The organism is Aeromonas sp. 5HA1, assembly GCF_029237245.1.
In the GTDB taxonomy this organism is placed as follows: Bacteria; Pseudomonadota; Gammaproteobacteria; order Enterobacterales; family Aeromonadaceae; genus Aeromonas; species Aeromonas salmonicida.
Genome location: NZ_JAACFW010000003.1, coordinates 1 through 14,476 on the forward strand (window position 1 = coordinate 1; position 14,476 = coordinate 14,476).

Below are 14,476 nucleotides of genomic sequence, written 5' to 3' on the forward strand. Positions count from 1 at the left end.
TGGATATCTACAACGTGGAGCGGCCGCATCATGCGTTGAAATACAGAACCCCCGATGCAGTGCATCGGGGGTTCTGAGTGGAGAAATGCTAGCCGAAAATGTGTAAACCTATTTCAGGACTAGACATATGTCCCAATTACGTGTTGCATGGGGTGCCCCAGCGCCTCATGCAAACACGCTTTGATATTCCCCCCCTTCCGTAACGTTCCAGCATCCTGCGCCAACCCAGGTAATTCTTCAGGTAGTGGGTCGCCACGCCATGGAACCGCTCCATCCACTCTTTCAACCGATGGTGATATCCGTTTACATGCTGGATGTGATACGCACCAACCACCCGTTCGCCCCGACGATTGTGCTCCACCTGATGGGTCACCCCCTGCGCTTGACTGAAACTGGCATACGCGCCCGCACCATCGCTACACAGTACCGCGTCAGGTGAAACCAAGGGCTTCAAGACCGCTATCACTGTTTCGGCATTCATCTTATCCAGCTGAAAATCCGCATGGTGGCCTGCCCGGTCTTGTACCACCATCACCGGAATGTAATCCGGCCCGGTTCCACGGGTTCGCCCTTTACCACCGCGATGCCGTGGCGGACGCGGCAGTCCCCGTTGCCCCTTGAACGATTCGAGGAAGAAGGTCTCATCAACCTCAATGATGCCCTCTTCCCGTGTGGCTTGATGGGTTGCCATCGCGCGCAAGAAGCGGTGACGCCAGAGGAAGGCGGTATTTTTGCTGACGCCGCAACGCAGCGCGGCCTGACGGACGGTCAGCCCTTCAATGAGGGCCTGCGCGTAGTCCTCCCAGCACTGGGCTTTGCGCAACCGGGCCAGGGGCGTTTTGGTGAGCACGGTGCTGGTGCGCAGACACAGTTTGCAACGGTAGCGGCGCAGTCCCCGACTCCATCCCCAAGGCGCCAGCTGAGCAGGAGCGGCCTGACAATGAGGGCAACCGCTGCATGCTGGTAACTGGGTATTGAGTGAGGTAATGGCGTGTGGCGCCGTGAGCTCCTGCTGGGCAACACGGCGCTGGCGCAGGGTAAGCAGTGGAAAGAGGGATAACAGGTGTTGAAAGGCTGGGGTATCCATGATGGTAGACCTCAAGGTGATGGCCTACTTCAAGCTTAGCCTTTCAACACACAATTGGGACAGAGCCTTTTTTATTGGCTGCGAGTTATTGGTGATAGGGATCACTTAAGGGTGAGAGCAGACCGGGCAGTCGGGGCGTTTTGGCAGTTTCATCTCGCGGAAGGTGCCAGTAAGGCCGTCGATCATCAGGAGGCGGCCGCTGTAACTGCGGCCCATCCCCGCCAGCAGCTTGATGGCCTCCAGCGCTTGCAGGCTGCCGACCAGTCCGACTACGGGGGCGAGCACCCCCGCTTCGACGCAGGTCAGCGCCTGCTCGCCAAACAGGGCGCTGAGGCAGGCGTAACAGGGTTCACTCTCCTGCCAGGTAAAGCTGCACAACTGCCCTTCGAGCCGGATGGCGGCACCACTGACCAGCGGTACCCCGTGTTTGCGCGCGTATTGGTTGAGCAGATTGCGGATGGCCAGGTTGTCGGTGCAATCCAATACCAGCTGGTGCCGGGGCAACAGAGCATCGAGCAGTGCCTCGTCGGCAACCGCGGCGTGAGTCTCCACTTTGAGCCAGGGAGTGAGGGCGCGCAGCGCCTCTGCCGCTGACGCCACCTTGAGCTGGCCAATGCGCGCATCCGTGTGCAGCACCTGGCGTTGCAGGTTGGAGAGTTCCACCTTGTCAAAATCCACCAGCGTGAGCTGGCCGACCCCGGCCACCGCCAGATACTGGCTGGCGGCGCAGCCCAGGCCCCCCGCGCCAATGACCAGCACGCTGGCCTGTTTGAGCGCCTCCTGCCCCTCGAAATCGAAGGATTTGAGCACTATCTGGCGGTTGTAGCGCAAGAGTTCTGCGTCAGAGAGAATGTCGTTCACAACAGCAAGCTCCCGAACGGCTCGACGGTGACGGTTTCCCCTGCCGCCACCTTGCCCCGCTCACGCTCCAGCACTATGTAGCAGTTGGCGTGGGACAATGAACTGAACACGGCGGAATCCTGGGAGCCTGTGCTGCGCACTTCCAGGCCGTCTGGCCCCTGGCTCAGGATGCCGCGCTGAAAATCGAGCCGCCCCGGGGCTTTTTTGAGGGGCTCGGCAGCGACGGCCAGCAGTTGCAGCGGACGCTCGAATTGCTGGCCGGCCAGCTTGGCCAGCGCAGGCTGTACCAGCTGATCGAAGGTGACCATGGCAGAGACAGGATTGCCCGGCAGGCCAAAGAACCAGGCGCGGGGCAGGCGGCCGAAGGCGAATGGTTTGCCCGGCTTGATGGCCAGTTTCCAGAAGCCGATCTCGCCGAGCTCCTCCAGCAACTGCTTGGTGAAGTCTGCTTCACCGACCGACACGCCACCCGTGGTAATGAGGGCATCGGCCTCGCTGTCGGCCCGCAGGAAGGCGGCGCGAAGGGCAGCAGGGTCGTCCGGTATGATGCCAAGGTCGAGGCACTCACAGCCAAGGCGGCTTAGCATGGCCTTGACCCCGTAGCGGTTGGAGTCATAGATGTCGCCGTGGGCGAGCGGGGTACCGACCGGCTTGAGCTCGTCCCCCGTGCTGAAGATGGCGACTTTTAGCGGGCGGCGCACCGGCACGGTGGCGATGCCCAAGGAGGCCAGCAGTGGCAGCTCTCGCGGGGTGAGGCGGCAACCCGCACTCAGTACGCTGGCCCCCTCGTGAATGTCTTCCCCGCGGCGGCGGATATTCTGGCCCAGGGTGGGCGGCACCAGAAAGGTGATCTGGTTGCCGTCGGCCTGCGTTTCTTCCTGCATCACCACCGCATCCGTGCCTTCTGGCACGGGCGCGCCTGTCATGATCCGCACACAGTGACCGGCGGGCCACTCCCCCTGATAGGGCTGACCGGCAAACGCCTTGCCTGCCATGGTGAGAGGAGTGCCGGAAGCCAGATCCGCCAGCCGCACTGCGTAACCGTCCATGGCCGCGTTGTCGAAGGGAGGCACTGACAGAGGGGAGGCGATATCGCCAGCGATCACGCGGCCAAGGGCGTGGGGCAGGGGCACTTGCTCTGTGTCGCAGCAGCAGGCGAGTTGGTCCAGCATCCCTTGCAGGGCATCGCTCAGGGGGAGTAGTCCGCTGGTATCAAATCCCATCGTCATTACCTCTTTGGTGTGGTTGAGGGCAGATTATCCCAAAAATCAGTGTGGATGGGCAGGCTTATCAAGGGCTGGCACCAGGTTGTCTGGCACAGGGTGGTGGTGGAATTGCGGTGGAATAGAGGTCGTTTGTCGCAACCCTCCCCGTATGGGGTGGGTCATCAAGGGGTAAAACCCGACGGATTGGCATAAAGTCAGGAGACGGACTTGAGTTAGCTTGAATTATGGCAATAATCGCCGTTTACTATTGCGCCACAACAAAGTGCCGCCACAGACAAGGTGGCCATTACAGTCCCTGAGCGTGGGAGAGGAACAAGATGACGAGCTTAAGCCAGGAAGCCCTGTTGGTCAGGGCAGCCCTCGAGGCCGAGGGCCTCGAGACACCTCTGGTGGCCAATGCGTTGAATGGTCAGCAGAAGAAGGAGAAGATCGAAGGCCACATGCGCGCCATCATGGAGACGCTGGGGCTGGATCTGACCGATGACAGTCTGGCGGAGACGCCGCACCGCATCGCCAAGATGTACGTGAACGAGATCTTCTCCGGTCTCGATTACACCACCTTCCCCAAGGTGACTGTGATCGAGAACAAGATGAAGGTGGACGAGATGATCATGGTGCGGGATATCAGCCTCACCAGCACCTGCGAACACCACTTCGTCACTATCGACGGGCTGGCCCATGTGGCCTATATCCCCCGTGGCAAGGTGATCGGGCTGTCGAAGATCAACCGCATAGTGCAGTTCTTCGCCCGCCGTCCCCAGGTTCAAGAGCGCCTCACCCAGCAGATCCTGCTGGCGTTGCAGACCCTGCTTGGCACCAAGGATGTGGCCATCAGCATCAAGGCGACCCACTTCTGCGTGAAGGCTCGGGGCGTGATGGATTCCACCTCCTACACCACCACCACCTCCCTCGGTGGTGTGTTCAAGACCCAACCCGATACCCGCGCCGAGTTTCTGGGCGGTTTGAAGGGCTGATCTGTCGGGAGGCATGGCACCATGGTGTCATGCCTCCTTTCTCCCTCTTCAGCTCATGGGGCCTGTCGGCCATCTCTCCTGTTTCATCCACAAATTTCCTTAAGGGATTGACCGGTGCGGTCGATATACCTCGGTATGGTTCACTTTGGCTCTCTTTTTGGCCCATGCTGAGCCGCAAGGGACGGGCATCTGTGGTTATGTTGGCCGCAGCCATGCCTCCCAGCAGGCCTGAACGGGCTTGTCAGGCAGGCACCCCGCACCCTTGAAAGGTTCTCGCCTCGTTCATGTAAGGATACATATTCATCAGGGCTGGATGAGCCGCCATGGAGGGCAGTCACAGATCCGTGCCGACAGGCGCGGATCAAGCGGGCGCTATCTGTTCACTCATATCCAGGACATACCATGAATACCAGTACCATGACCATAGGCAAGAAGCTCACCGCCGGCTTTGCCGTGCTCGGCCTGATGGTGGCCTTTATTGGCGGCTTCTCGCTGCTCGAGTTCAGCAACATGAACCGGGCCGCCATCGGTTTCACCGACAGCATTTTGCCCGCCGTCAACCGCACCAGCGCCATCGGCGAGAGCATCAGTGATCTGCGCCGCTATGAGCTGGGATTCTTCCTGGTGGCTTCGGATCCGCAGAAAAAAGCGAAGTATCGCAGCGAAACCAGCCGCAGGTTTGAACAGGTCGTCCAGCAACTGGTCGAGCATGACGCCACCATCTGGGCGGAAGATGTGGAAGAGCGCCGCACCTTCGATACCGTCAAGGCTGACTGGGCCCGCTACGCGGCGCTGCACCAGCGGGTGAAGCAGTTGCAGGATAGCGATCAGCTGGCGGCTGCCCAGCAGGTCTTCATGAGCGAGGGGATCCCGCTCTACCTCAACCTGACCAAGTCGGTCAGTGACCTCATTCGCATCAACCATGGCTATGCCAAGGCGTCGCGCAAGGTGGTGGTGGCCGCTTATGACTCCGCCAAGTTGAGCGTCACCGTATCGCTGTTAGTCGGTCTGGTGCTGGTGGTCGCCCTATCTGTGGTGCTGACCCGTCAGATCCGGGACCCCCTCATCATGCTGGCCCGTCAAGCTCAGCGCATTGCCAACGGCGATCTGGGCAAGGGGGAGTTGCAGGAGTGGATCCAGGACAACCGCTTCAACCGCGACGAGCTGGGTCAACTGGGCTCGGCGCTCAACCGGATGCAAAACGCGCTGGCCAATCTGGTGAGCGAAATCGCCGGTTCGGTGAGCCAGCTCAGCAGTGCTGTGGAGGAGGTGAGCGCCATCTCCGAACAGTCTGCCACCGGCATGGCCCGCCAGCAGAGCGAGGTTTCCCAGGTGGCTACCGCCATGAACGAGATGCAGTCCACCGTCAATGAAGTGGCTCGCAATACCACGGATGCCATGAGTGCGGCCAAGGATGCTTCCCATACCTCGGCCCAGGGCAACCAGGTGGTGAGCAGCGCCATCAGCAGCATCGAGGATGTGTCGGTCAAGATTGAACAGGCGGGCGCCGTGGTGCAGCAGCTGGAGACCGACAGCGCCAACATCAGCATGGTGCTGGACGTTATTCGCGACATCGCCGGCCAGACCAACCTGCTGGCGCTCAACGCCGCCATCGAGGCCGCTCGCGCCGGTGAGCAGGGTCGCGGTTTTGCGGTGGTGGCGGACGAAGTGCGCTCCCTGGCGCAGCGTACCCAGGACTCCACTGCCGAGATCAGCAAGATGATAGAGCTGCTGCAGAGCCGCGCCGCCGAGGCGGGCAGCGCCATGCAGCTGAGCCGTCAGCAGATGCAGGCGAGCGTCGGGTTGGCGCGGGATGCGGGCAGCAGCATAGATACCATCAATGGGGCCGTCACCCAGATCACCGACATGAACACCCTGATCGCCACCGCGACCGAGGAGCAGAATGCGGTGACCGAGGAGCTCAACCGCAGCATAGTCAACATCCACAATGCCGCCGACGAGAACGCCCAGGGGGCGCAGCAGACTGCCCAGGCCTGTGTCGAACTGAGCAAGCTGGCCACCTCGCTGCATCATATGACCCAGCGCTTCACCCTCTAGGGGCAAACCCGTCACTTAACGGGTGACCGCTGTTATAAAACAAGGCCCCGCCAAATTGGCGGGGCCTTGTTGTTTCTGGCGATCTTGAGCATGGAGTACGTCAGCTCAAGCCGACTATCTCGCCGTCTTCGTCGATATCGATATGGCGATAGGCAGGCAGACTGCCGAGTCCCGGCATTGTCATGATGGGGCCTGCCAGCGCATAGACGAAACCGGCACCGGCGCACAGCTTCACCTCGTCGATGGGCACCTCGAAATCGGTCGGTACCCCCTTCCTGGCTGGATCGTGGCTGATGGAGAGCGGCGTCTTGGCCACGCAGATGGGCAGGTGATCCCAGCCTGCGGCCGAGAGCGCTGCCAGCTGTCGGTGCGCCTTGTCAGAGAGGATGACACCACGGCCGCCATAGCCGCACTCCACCAGGGTGGCGAGCTTGGCACACAAGCTCATCTCATCGGGATAGAGCAGCTGGATCTGGCTTGGCATCTCGCAGGCGGCGACCACTGCCCTGGCCAGTTCACTGGCGCCCGCACCGCCCTCTACAAAGGCGGTAGATATGGCTGCACCACAGGCACCGGCTTGGCGCGCCTCGCGCATCAGCAGATCCAGCTCGGCCTGGCTGTCGGTAGGGAAGCGGTTGACCGCCACCACCACGGGCACGCCATAACGGCGGGCATTGTTGATATGCCAGGCGAGATTGGCGCAGCCTTTCTCAAGGGTGGGCAAGTCTTCCCCCAGCAGGCTCGCAGGCAGCGGCTGGCCCGGGCGGATGTCGAGCAGGCCGCTGTTGGCCTTGAGGCCGCGCACCGTTGCCACCAGTACCACGCAGGCCGGCGTGATGCCGGACTGGCGGCTCTTGATGTTGAAGAACTTCTCCAATCCCATGTCGGAGCCAAACCCGGCCTCTGTCACCACATAGTCGGTCAGTTGCAGCGCCATGCGGTCGGCAATCACAGAAGAGTTGCCGTGGGCTATGTTGGCAAAGGGGCCGGCGTGCACCAGCACAGGGGTCTGCTCCGTGGTCTGCATCAGGGTCGGTTGCAGCGCGTCTTTGAGCAGCACCGTCATGGCGCCGGCGACTTCCAGCTGCTCGGCCGTGATGGGGTTGCCCTGGCTATCGAGGGCCAGCTGGATGCGGCCGATGCGTTCGCGCAAGTCTTTCAAGTCGCTTGCCAGCGCCAGAATGGCCATCAGCTCGGAGGCGGCGGTGATGACGAAGCGATCCTGGCGTTCAACGCCATCGGCGGCGGCCCCCTGCCCAATCGTGAGGTGGCGCAGGGCGCGATCGTTCATGTCGAGGGTGCGCGGCCAGAGGATGTTGGCGGGATCGATATCGAGCCGTGCCAGCCCCGTCCTGGTGGTGAACTGACTGCCGAGTTTGGTCTCATGGAACAGGCGGGCATCCAGCGCGGCGGCCGCCAGGTTGTGGGCGGCGGTGAGGGCGTGGAAGTCACCGGTCAGGTGCAGGTTCATCTCCTCCATCGGCACCACCTGGGCGTGACCACCCCCAGCGGCGCCCCCCTTGACCCCGAATACGGGACCGAGACTCGGCTGGCGAATGGTGGCGATGCTGGGCTGGCCTATGTGGTTGAGCCCCATGGAGAGGCCCAGGGTGGTGACCGTCTTGCCCTCGCCAAGGGGCGTCGGCGTGATGGCGCTCACCAGCACCAGCTTGCCCGCTTTTTCGCCGGGCTTGCTGGCGGCTTGCTTGAGCAGTTCGAGACTGAGCTTGCCCTTGTAGTGGCCGTGAGGGCTGAGCAGATGGGCCGGGATGCCCAGGCGCGAAGCCAGGGCCTGGATGGAGAGACGGGGGGACTGGCGGGAGACCTCGATATCGCTTAGCATCAGCACCTCGTTGGCATGTCAGGTCAAATATGCGGCGCAGTCTAGTGGAATCAACAAGGTTATCCAATGAGTAATAACATTTTGTCCGGCAGTCGTGAGCTGCATCTAACCCCCATACTGCTGGATCTCAATGCGCTCTACCATCCGCCCAAGCGGCCGCTGACTGCCCTTGGCGTGATCAGCGCCTTCATGCCGCTGTTTGGTTATGGCTGGCAGGCGATGACCCAGGATCCCGAGACCCACTTTCGCCATGAGATTGGCAAACGCATCAACAAGCACAAGACGGATGAGGCCAACCTCATTCTGATGTTGCAGCTGGCCGGCATGCTCGATTGCCACTGCCTGCACATCACGCTGCCCTATGCCCTCGGCGAGGAGCCGCTCGCCACCTTGCAGCGCCGTCTGCCGCGCTGGCAAATAACGCAGACCGATCAACTGCTGGTGGCCGAGCTGCCGTTGCCCGCCGCACCCGCATCTCCACAGTCCGACACCTCTGCATCATAAATCCCGGCACTGGCTCACGCTTTGCGATCCCAGTAGTGAGGCGCCAGGTAGCGCTCCTGCACGAACTCGATAAAGCAGCGCACCTTGCCGGAGACGAATCTGCGATGAGGGTAGAGGGCATAGAGACCCACCTGCCCCTTCTCCCACTCCGGCAGCAAGGGAACCAGCTCCCCTGAACGCAGCGCATCCCCGACGATGAAGGTGGGCTGCAAGATAATGCCCTGATGATCGCAGGCGGCCCGGGTCAGGGCCACGCCATTGTTGGCGCGAAGCGGCCCCTGCGGGCGCACGCTCAGCTGTTCTCCCCCCTGCTTGAAGACCCAGTCAGGCTGGGTCAGGGTATAGATGAGGCAGTCGTGCTGCTTGAGATCCTCGGGGCTGTTCGGGGTGCCCCTGCGGGCCAGATAGGTGGGGCTGGCACACACCTCCAGCTTCATCATGGCCAGCGGCTTGGCGACCAGAGAGGAGTCCGGCAGGTTGCCGATGCGCAGCGCCAGATCGAACCCCTCTTCCACCAGGGCCACCCGCCGGTCGCTGTACTCTATTTCCAGTTTCAGATCCGGGAAGCGTTCACGAAACAGCGGCAGGGCAGGGGAGAGATGCAGGTAGCCAAAGTCCATCGGTACCGATAGCTTGAGGGTACCCTGGGGCTGCTGGTTGTTGCGGGTGAGCTGGCTGTGAGTCTCTTCCAGCTCTGCCAGCAGGGCCTGGGAGCGCTGGTAGTAGAACTGTCCCGCCTCAGTGGGGTTGACCTGACGGGTGGTGCGCGACAGCAAGCGGGTGGAGAGGGACTCCTCCAGTTGCTGCATCAGCTTGGAGGTCATGGCGACCGAGATGCCGAGCTGGTTGGCGGCCTTGGTAAAACTCTGACATTCCACCACCTTGATGAAGGTGCGCATGGCGGCTATCTGGTCCATCTTTCACTCTCAGTTGATAATTATTTTAATAAATCGCTGATTATCTATTCCGATATGGAGGTTAGCATCTTGGTTGTTGTTGTGAACCCCCAATATGAAGGAACGAACGGATGAAAATGACTCAGGCCCTGCTGGCCTCCTGCCTGTTTATGGCGGCTCCCCTGATGGCGGCCGATTACGACGTCGATGCGGCTCACACCACAGTCCAGTTCAAGGTGGGACACCTCGGCTTCTCCGAGCTGGTAGGCCGATTCAACACCTTCAGCGGCACCTTCAGTATGGACGATGCCAACCCGGCAGCGGCCAAGGCGAGCTTCGAGATCGATGCCGCCAGCGTGGACTCCAACCATGAAGCCCGCGACAAACACCTGCGCAGCCCCGATTTTCTGGACGTGAAGCAGTACCCCAAGATGACCTTCGTCAGCACAGCGTATGAAGGGACCAAGGAGAAGGGCGTATTGAAAGGCACCCTGACCCTGCACGGCGTTTCCAAGGAAGTGGCGTTTGACCTGGTCAAGATTGGTGAAGGCAAGGATCCCTGGGGCGGCTATCGCAGCGGCTTCAACGCCTCCACCACCATCAAGCGCAGCGACTTTGGCGTGAACTACATGTTACCGGGTATCCCGGACGAGATGAGCATCAATCTGTTCGTCGAAGGTGTGCGCAAGTAATGGGCGCAGCACTCTTGCTACAAACCCTGGCGGCCCCTTTGGGGGCCGCTTTGCTGTCATGGCGCTGGCCACGACTCGGGTATCTGTGGGGCGCCCTGGCGCTCTGGCTGGTGGGCTGCCTGCTGGGTGGCGTCTATGGCGTGCCGGTCAAGGCGTGGCAGTGGCTGCCACTGACCTTGCTGGTGCCGGCGATTGCTGCGCAACTGGCAGACAAGCGGGCCGCGTTGTTGCTGTTCGCCGGGCTCGGTGCCCTGGTGTGGTGGCAGGGGCTTGCCTCTGTGTTGACCAGTGAACCGCGCATCTGGCTGGCGTTGCTGCCTGCCATCGTCTGGGTTGGCTGGACTGATCTGCGTGGTGACAGCCGGGAAGGGCTGGGTTTTGCCCTTGGCTTTATCTGGTTGGCGCTGGTGATCGGTATCGATGGCAGCCTGCTGATTGCCCAGCTGGCCGGGGCGATCGCTGCCTTTGCCGGTTTCCGTGCCCTGATCGCTGTGTTTGCGGGTGTGACCGCCACCCCTGCGGCCCTGGCCCTGGCGCTCGCCTTTATGCAGATGCTTGCCTGGCAGTATGTTGAAGTACCACTCACTGTCTTGCTGCCGGTCTGGCTGCTGCCCCTGCTGGAGTGGACCCTGCGAAACAAACCTTGGCTACAGCGCTGGCTTGTGCTGATCCTGCTGGCGGGTGCGGGCACGGGGTTGAGTCTGTGGAAGGTGTGGCCCGAGGCCTCTCTTTACTGATTTTTAGCATAAAAAACAGGCTATTAACGCTAAAGTTGCCGACCTCGTCATAGTCTGTACAGATAAAGATTGAGCCACTTGGTGGTTTCAGATAAAAAGGATTTTCAATTATCTGGACACACACAGAACCCGGTCATGCCGGGTTTTGTTTGCCTGCATGTTTGCGGCGCGCTAAGGAGGCCACAGTTGCGCAGTCAAGGATCTGAGCATCTGTTTTTTCGCCATTTCACCGAGCAGGGACGTCTCGACGGTCTCTGCATCCTGCTGGTTACCCATCTGCTTCCCGATCGCCCCCAGTTTATCCAGGCCCTCGCGCAAATCGGGCGGATCGGCGCCATCTTGCCCAAACCCAAGTCAGTACACGGACCGACCCTGACCTGGGCCCAGCAGCACTATCCCGTGCTGCCACTGAACCGGCAGTGGACCAATGCGCCGCAGGGGGTGATCGATCATATCGCCCCCTTGGTCGCCCCCCACGAGCGGCTCATCATACTGGATATAGGTGGCTACTTTGCCAAGACCCAGGCGACCCTGAGCGAGTATTTCGGTCCCCGTTTTCTCGGTGTGGTGGAGATGACTGAAAATGGTCATCAGCGCTACGAGCAGGAGGTGCTGGCCACCCCTGTCATTTCGGTGGCGCGCAGTCCCCTCAAGCAGGCCGAGGATATCCAGATTGGCCTGAGTGTTGTTTATTCCGCCGAGTCGCTGGTCCGTACCCTCAACCGTACCTTCAACGTCTGCCAGGCCGCCCTGTTTGGCTATGGCAAGGTGGGGCGCAGCATTGCCCGCGAGCTCAGGTGCCGCAATTTGCACCTGGAGCTGGTGGAGACAGATGTGCTGCGCCAGGTGGAGGCGCTCTCCCACGGCTTCAAGCTGGTGGGAAAAGAAGAGGCCCTCAGCCGGGCCGAGCTGGTGATCTGCTCCACCGGCAACGGCTCGCTGGACCTGGCCGATTTGCAGCGATTGCGCCCCGGCACCATGCTGGCGTCGGTCACCTCGGCCGACGACGAGTTTGCATTTTGTCTCTCCCAGTTGCCCTGGCCAAGCCAGGAGGTGTGCCCCCATGTACTGGCGCTGACGCGCCCGGATGGCAGCCAGATTTTTTTGCTCAATCGGGGGGAGGCGGTCAACTTCGTCCACGGCGCCGTCATCGGCGAATATGTCTATCTGGTGCTGGCGGAGATCATCGAAGGGGTGCGCCAACTGGCGCAGCAATCCATGGCCCCCGGCCTGTTCGATCTGCCGCAATCGACCATGCGCACCATAGCCCGCCACTGGTTGGCCGATTTTCACGGGGTCAGCCAATAAGCGAGGCAGGTCGCGCATCTGCTTTTTGAGCAAGGCATGGCGGGCGGTTATTGGTTTATCATCCGCTGGCCGATTTTTATGGAGTGATTCAATGACCGACGTACAGATCCCCATCAGCAAGCCCCGTATCGAAATTCGTTACTGCACCCTCTGTCGCTGGATGCTGCGCGCTGCCTGGCTGGCCCAGGAGCTGCTATCCACATTTGACAGCGATCTTGGCGAGGTGGCGCTGGTGCCTGCCAGCAAGGGGGAATTTCGCATTCTGGTGAATGGCGTGCTGGTGTGGGACAGGGTAGCCGACGAGGGTTTTCCCGAGGCGAAAGAGATCAAGCAGCGGGTGCGCGACATTATCGCCCCACAGCGGGATCTGGGTCACTCGGATCGCAAACCTGCCGGTGAGTGATGGCCGGGGATCGAATATAACAATGTGGATATAAGCGATTCGGATACAAACAGGGAGGCGGCGGCCTCCCTGTTTGTTGTCTGCCCGTCACTGTCTGTGGCGTATGCTCAGGCGCGCGCCGCTGTGGCAGCGGGTGTCCTGCCTTGTTCATCCAGATGGGGGCCGTCGGGCTGGTCGCCAATCTGCTGGCTGCCGATATAGCGGGCCCGCTTGTGGGGTTTGATGCGACTCACGTCCACCCACACCAGGCCATCGATGCAGTGGTTGAAATCGGGGTCGATGCCAAAGTCCATAAACTGCACGCCTCCCGGTTCGCACAGCTCGGAATACTGCTTGTAGAGGGTGGGGATGGCACAACCCAGGTTGTCGAGCCTGGCCTTGAGCGCCTTGAGATCCGTCCCGTAATCCTGCCCCTCAAATAGCGGCAGCGTCTCGGGATAGGGGCGACGGGAGGGGGCCAGCGCCAGCTCGGGGGCAAAGTGCTGGCGATAAAAGCTCACCAGCAGATCCTTGGCCGCTGGCGGCAGGCTGCCGGAGAGTGAGACGGGTCCGAACAGGTAGCGGTAGTGGGGATAGCGGGCCAAGTAGGCGCCGATGCCGAACCAGAGGTAATCCAGTCCCCGTTTGCCCCAGTAGGCGGGCTGAATAAAGCTGCGGCCCAGCTCGATGGCCAGCTCAAGTCTTGGCAGCAGCCTGGCTTCAAAGCCGAACAGGGTGTGGCTGTAGAGGCCATCCAGTCCCTTGCTCGCCATCAGCTCGGCCACAGGGGCGAAGCGATAGGCGCCTATGATCTCGAGCCTGGCCGGATCCCACAGGATCAGGTGGTGATAGTCATCGTCGAAGCCATCGAGATCCCGCCGTTTGCCCGAGCCTTCCCCCACGGCGCGAAAGGCGATCTCCCGCAGACGGCCGAGCTCGCGCAGTATCACCGAATGGCTCAGCTCATGGCGCCGGTAGAGGTAGATCCCCTGACCATCGGGGGTGTGGCCGAGAGCTTCACTCGCCTCTATGGCCTGTTTGAGCTGACGGCGCTCCTCCGGCTGGGCAATGGGGGCCTCTGTCGCCAGCTTGCCCTTTTTACCTCTCCCGATGCGATAGAGGTGGCTGCGCACCAGTTGCGCCGCCGTCTTGGCGGGCAGGTCGCGAAAGCTGTCGACGGGAATGCGCGCCCCTATGGTGACGGGGATGCGCCCCCCTTGCTGGCGAAACAGTTGCTTGACCAGCAAGAGCCCCGCCCAGGCGTTGTTGAGCCAGGCGCCGAGATAAAACCCCAGGCCATTGCGCCCGCCGACGTGAATGGGCACCAGCGGGGTACGGGTGCGTTGGGCCAGCTTGATAAAGCCCCCTTGCCAGGGGCCATCCTTCACCCCCTTGATGCTGAGTCGCGACACTTCGCCGGCGGGGAAGATCACCAGGGCCCCCTCACTGGCCAGATGCTCGCCCATGGCCAGGATTGCGCGCCTGTCCGTCTTGCCATGCATGTTGTCGACCGGCAGCAGCAGCGGGCGCAGCGCCGTGAGTTGTGCCAGCAGCTGGTTGGCGACTATCTTCACGTCCGGCCGGATGCGGCCGAGCAGGCGCAGCAGTGCCAGCCCGTCCAGCGACCCTATGGGATGGTTGGCCACAATGATGACCCGGCCGCTGCTGGGTATGTGCTCCAGCTCCGCCTCGCTCACCTTGTAGTCAAAGTCGATCTGTTGCAGCGCCTGCTCGACAAAGTCGAGGCCGCGCAGATGGGGGTAGCTGCTGGCAAAGTGCTGGAAGGCCTTCTCGTGCAGCAACCAGCGCAGGCCCTGGCCAAGCAGGGGGCGCAGCACTGGGTTGTTCGAGAGATGGGGAAGGTGCTGTCGTAGCAGGGTATCGACGCTGAACATGGGGCTGGGCTCC

General features: G+C 61.5%; 12 protein-coding genes and 1 pseudogene. 7 read left to right on the plus strand and 6 right to left on the minus strand.

Annotated elements, in window-relative coordinates; genetic code table 11:
• Positions 1 to 119 precede the first annotated feature (119 nt).
• The 3 genes and pseudogenes from GWQ27_RS03680 to moeA form a co-directional block, all read right to left on the minus strand.
• A pseudogene (locus GWQ27_RS03680) lies at positions 120 to 1,087 on the minus strand (IS1595 family transposase).
• Positions 1,088 to 1,192: 105 nt separating this feature from the next.
• Positions 1,193 to 1,948: a molybdopterin-synthase adenylyltransferase MoeB gene (gene moeB / locus GWQ27_RS03685; protein WP_275906701.1), complete on the minus strand. Its 756-nt coding sequence runs from the start codon at positions 1,946 to 1,948 to the stop codon at positions 1,193 to 1,195.
• The gene (moeA, locus tag GWQ27_RS03690; protein ID WP_275906702.1) at positions 1,945 to 3,171 is read right to left on the minus strand and encodes a molybdopterin molybdotransferase MoeA; all 1,227 of its coding nucleotides are present in this window, start codon (positions 3,169 to 3,171) and stop codon (positions 1,945 to 1,947) included. Before moeA ends, moeB begins: the two co-directional genes overlap by 4 nt.
• A gap of 320 nt (positions 3,172 to 3,491) precedes the next feature.
• Here moeA and folE point away from each other — a divergent pair, with 320 nt between their 5' ends.
• The gene (gene folE, locus GWQ27_RS03695) at positions 3,492 to 4,148 is read left to right on the plus strand and encodes a GTP cyclohydrolase I FolE (protein WP_059113584.1); all 657 of its coding nucleotides are present in this window, start codon (positions 3,492 to 3,494) and stop codon (positions 4,146 to 4,148) included.
• Between the two features lie 402 nt (positions 4,149 to 4,550).
• Positions 4,551 to 6,206, plus strand: a complete 1,656-nt coding sequence (locus GWQ27_RS03700) for a methyl-accepting chemotaxis protein (protein ID WP_275906703.1) — start codon at positions 4,551 to 4,553, stop codon at positions 6,204 to 6,206.
• 100 nt (positions 6,207 to 6,306) lie between these two features.
• Here the strand turns inward: GWQ27_RS03700 and GWQ27_RS03705 are convergent, their stop codons facing one another.
• Positions 6,307 to 8,049 (minus strand): formate--tetrahydrofolate ligase, encoded by a 1,743-nt coding sequence (locus tag GWQ27_RS03705; protein ID WP_275906704.1) that lies wholly within the window; start codon positions 8,047 to 8,049, stop codon positions 6,307 to 6,309.
• Between the two features lie 66 nt (positions 8,050 to 8,115).
• Here GWQ27_RS03705 and GWQ27_RS03710 point away from each other — a divergent pair, with 66 nt between their 5' ends.
• Positions 8,116 to 8,553 (plus strand): hypothetical protein, encoded by a 438-nt coding sequence (locus GWQ27_RS03710; RefSeq protein ID WP_271771214.1) that lies wholly within the window; start codon positions 8,116 to 8,118, stop codon positions 8,551 to 8,553.
• A 14-nt stretch (positions 8,554 to 8,567) separates the two neighbouring features.
• Here the strand turns inward: GWQ27_RS03710 and GWQ27_RS03715 are convergent, their stop codons facing one another.
• Positions 8,568 to 9,470, minus strand: coding sequence for a LysR family transcriptional regulator (locus GWQ27_RS03715; protein WP_005309942.1), 903 nt, complete (start codon positions 9,468 to 9,470; stop codon positions 8,568 to 8,570).
• Between the two features lie 110 nt (positions 9,471 to 9,580).
• Here GWQ27_RS03715 and GWQ27_RS03720 point away from each other — a divergent pair, with 110 nt between their 5' ends.
• The 4 genes from GWQ27_RS03720 (at position 9,581) to GWQ27_RS03735 (ending at position 12,589) form a co-directional block, all read left to right on the plus strand.
• Complete coding sequence (locus GWQ27_RS03720) at positions 9,581 to 10,141, plus strand: YceI family protein (RefSeq protein ID WP_219615440.1); 561 nt, start codon at positions 9,581 to 9,583, stop codon at positions 10,139 to 10,141.
• Positions 10,141 to 10,878 (plus strand): hypothetical protein, encoded by a 738-nt coding sequence (locus GWQ27_RS03725; protein WP_275906705.1) that lies wholly within the window; start codon positions 10,141 to 10,143, stop codon positions 10,876 to 10,878. The genes GWQ27_RS03720 and GWQ27_RS03725 overlap by 1 nt, the downstream gene beginning before the upstream one ends.
• Positions 10,879 to 11,064: 186 nt before the next feature.
• Complete coding sequence (locus GWQ27_RS03730) at positions 11,065 to 12,186, plus strand: adenosylhomocysteinase (RefSeq protein ID WP_021137850.1); 1,122 nt, start codon at positions 11,065 to 11,067, stop codon at positions 12,184 to 12,186.
• Positions 12,187 to 12,277: 91 nt separating this feature from the next.
• Positions 12,278 to 12,589, plus strand: a complete 312-nt coding sequence (locus GWQ27_RS03735) for a SelT/SelW/SelH family protein (RefSeq protein ID WP_059168568.1) — start codon at positions 12,278 to 12,280, stop codon at positions 12,587 to 12,589.
• A gap of 107 nt (positions 12,590 to 12,696) precedes the next feature.
• Here the strand turns inward: GWQ27_RS03735 and GWQ27_RS03740 are convergent, their stop codons facing one another.
• Positions 12,697 to 14,463 (minus strand): GNAT family N-acyltransferase, encoded by a 1,767-nt coding sequence (locus GWQ27_RS03740; protein ID WP_275906706.1) that lies wholly within the window; start codon positions 14,461 to 14,463, stop codon positions 12,697 to 12,699.
• Positions 14,464 to 14,476 lie beyond the last annotated feature (13 nt).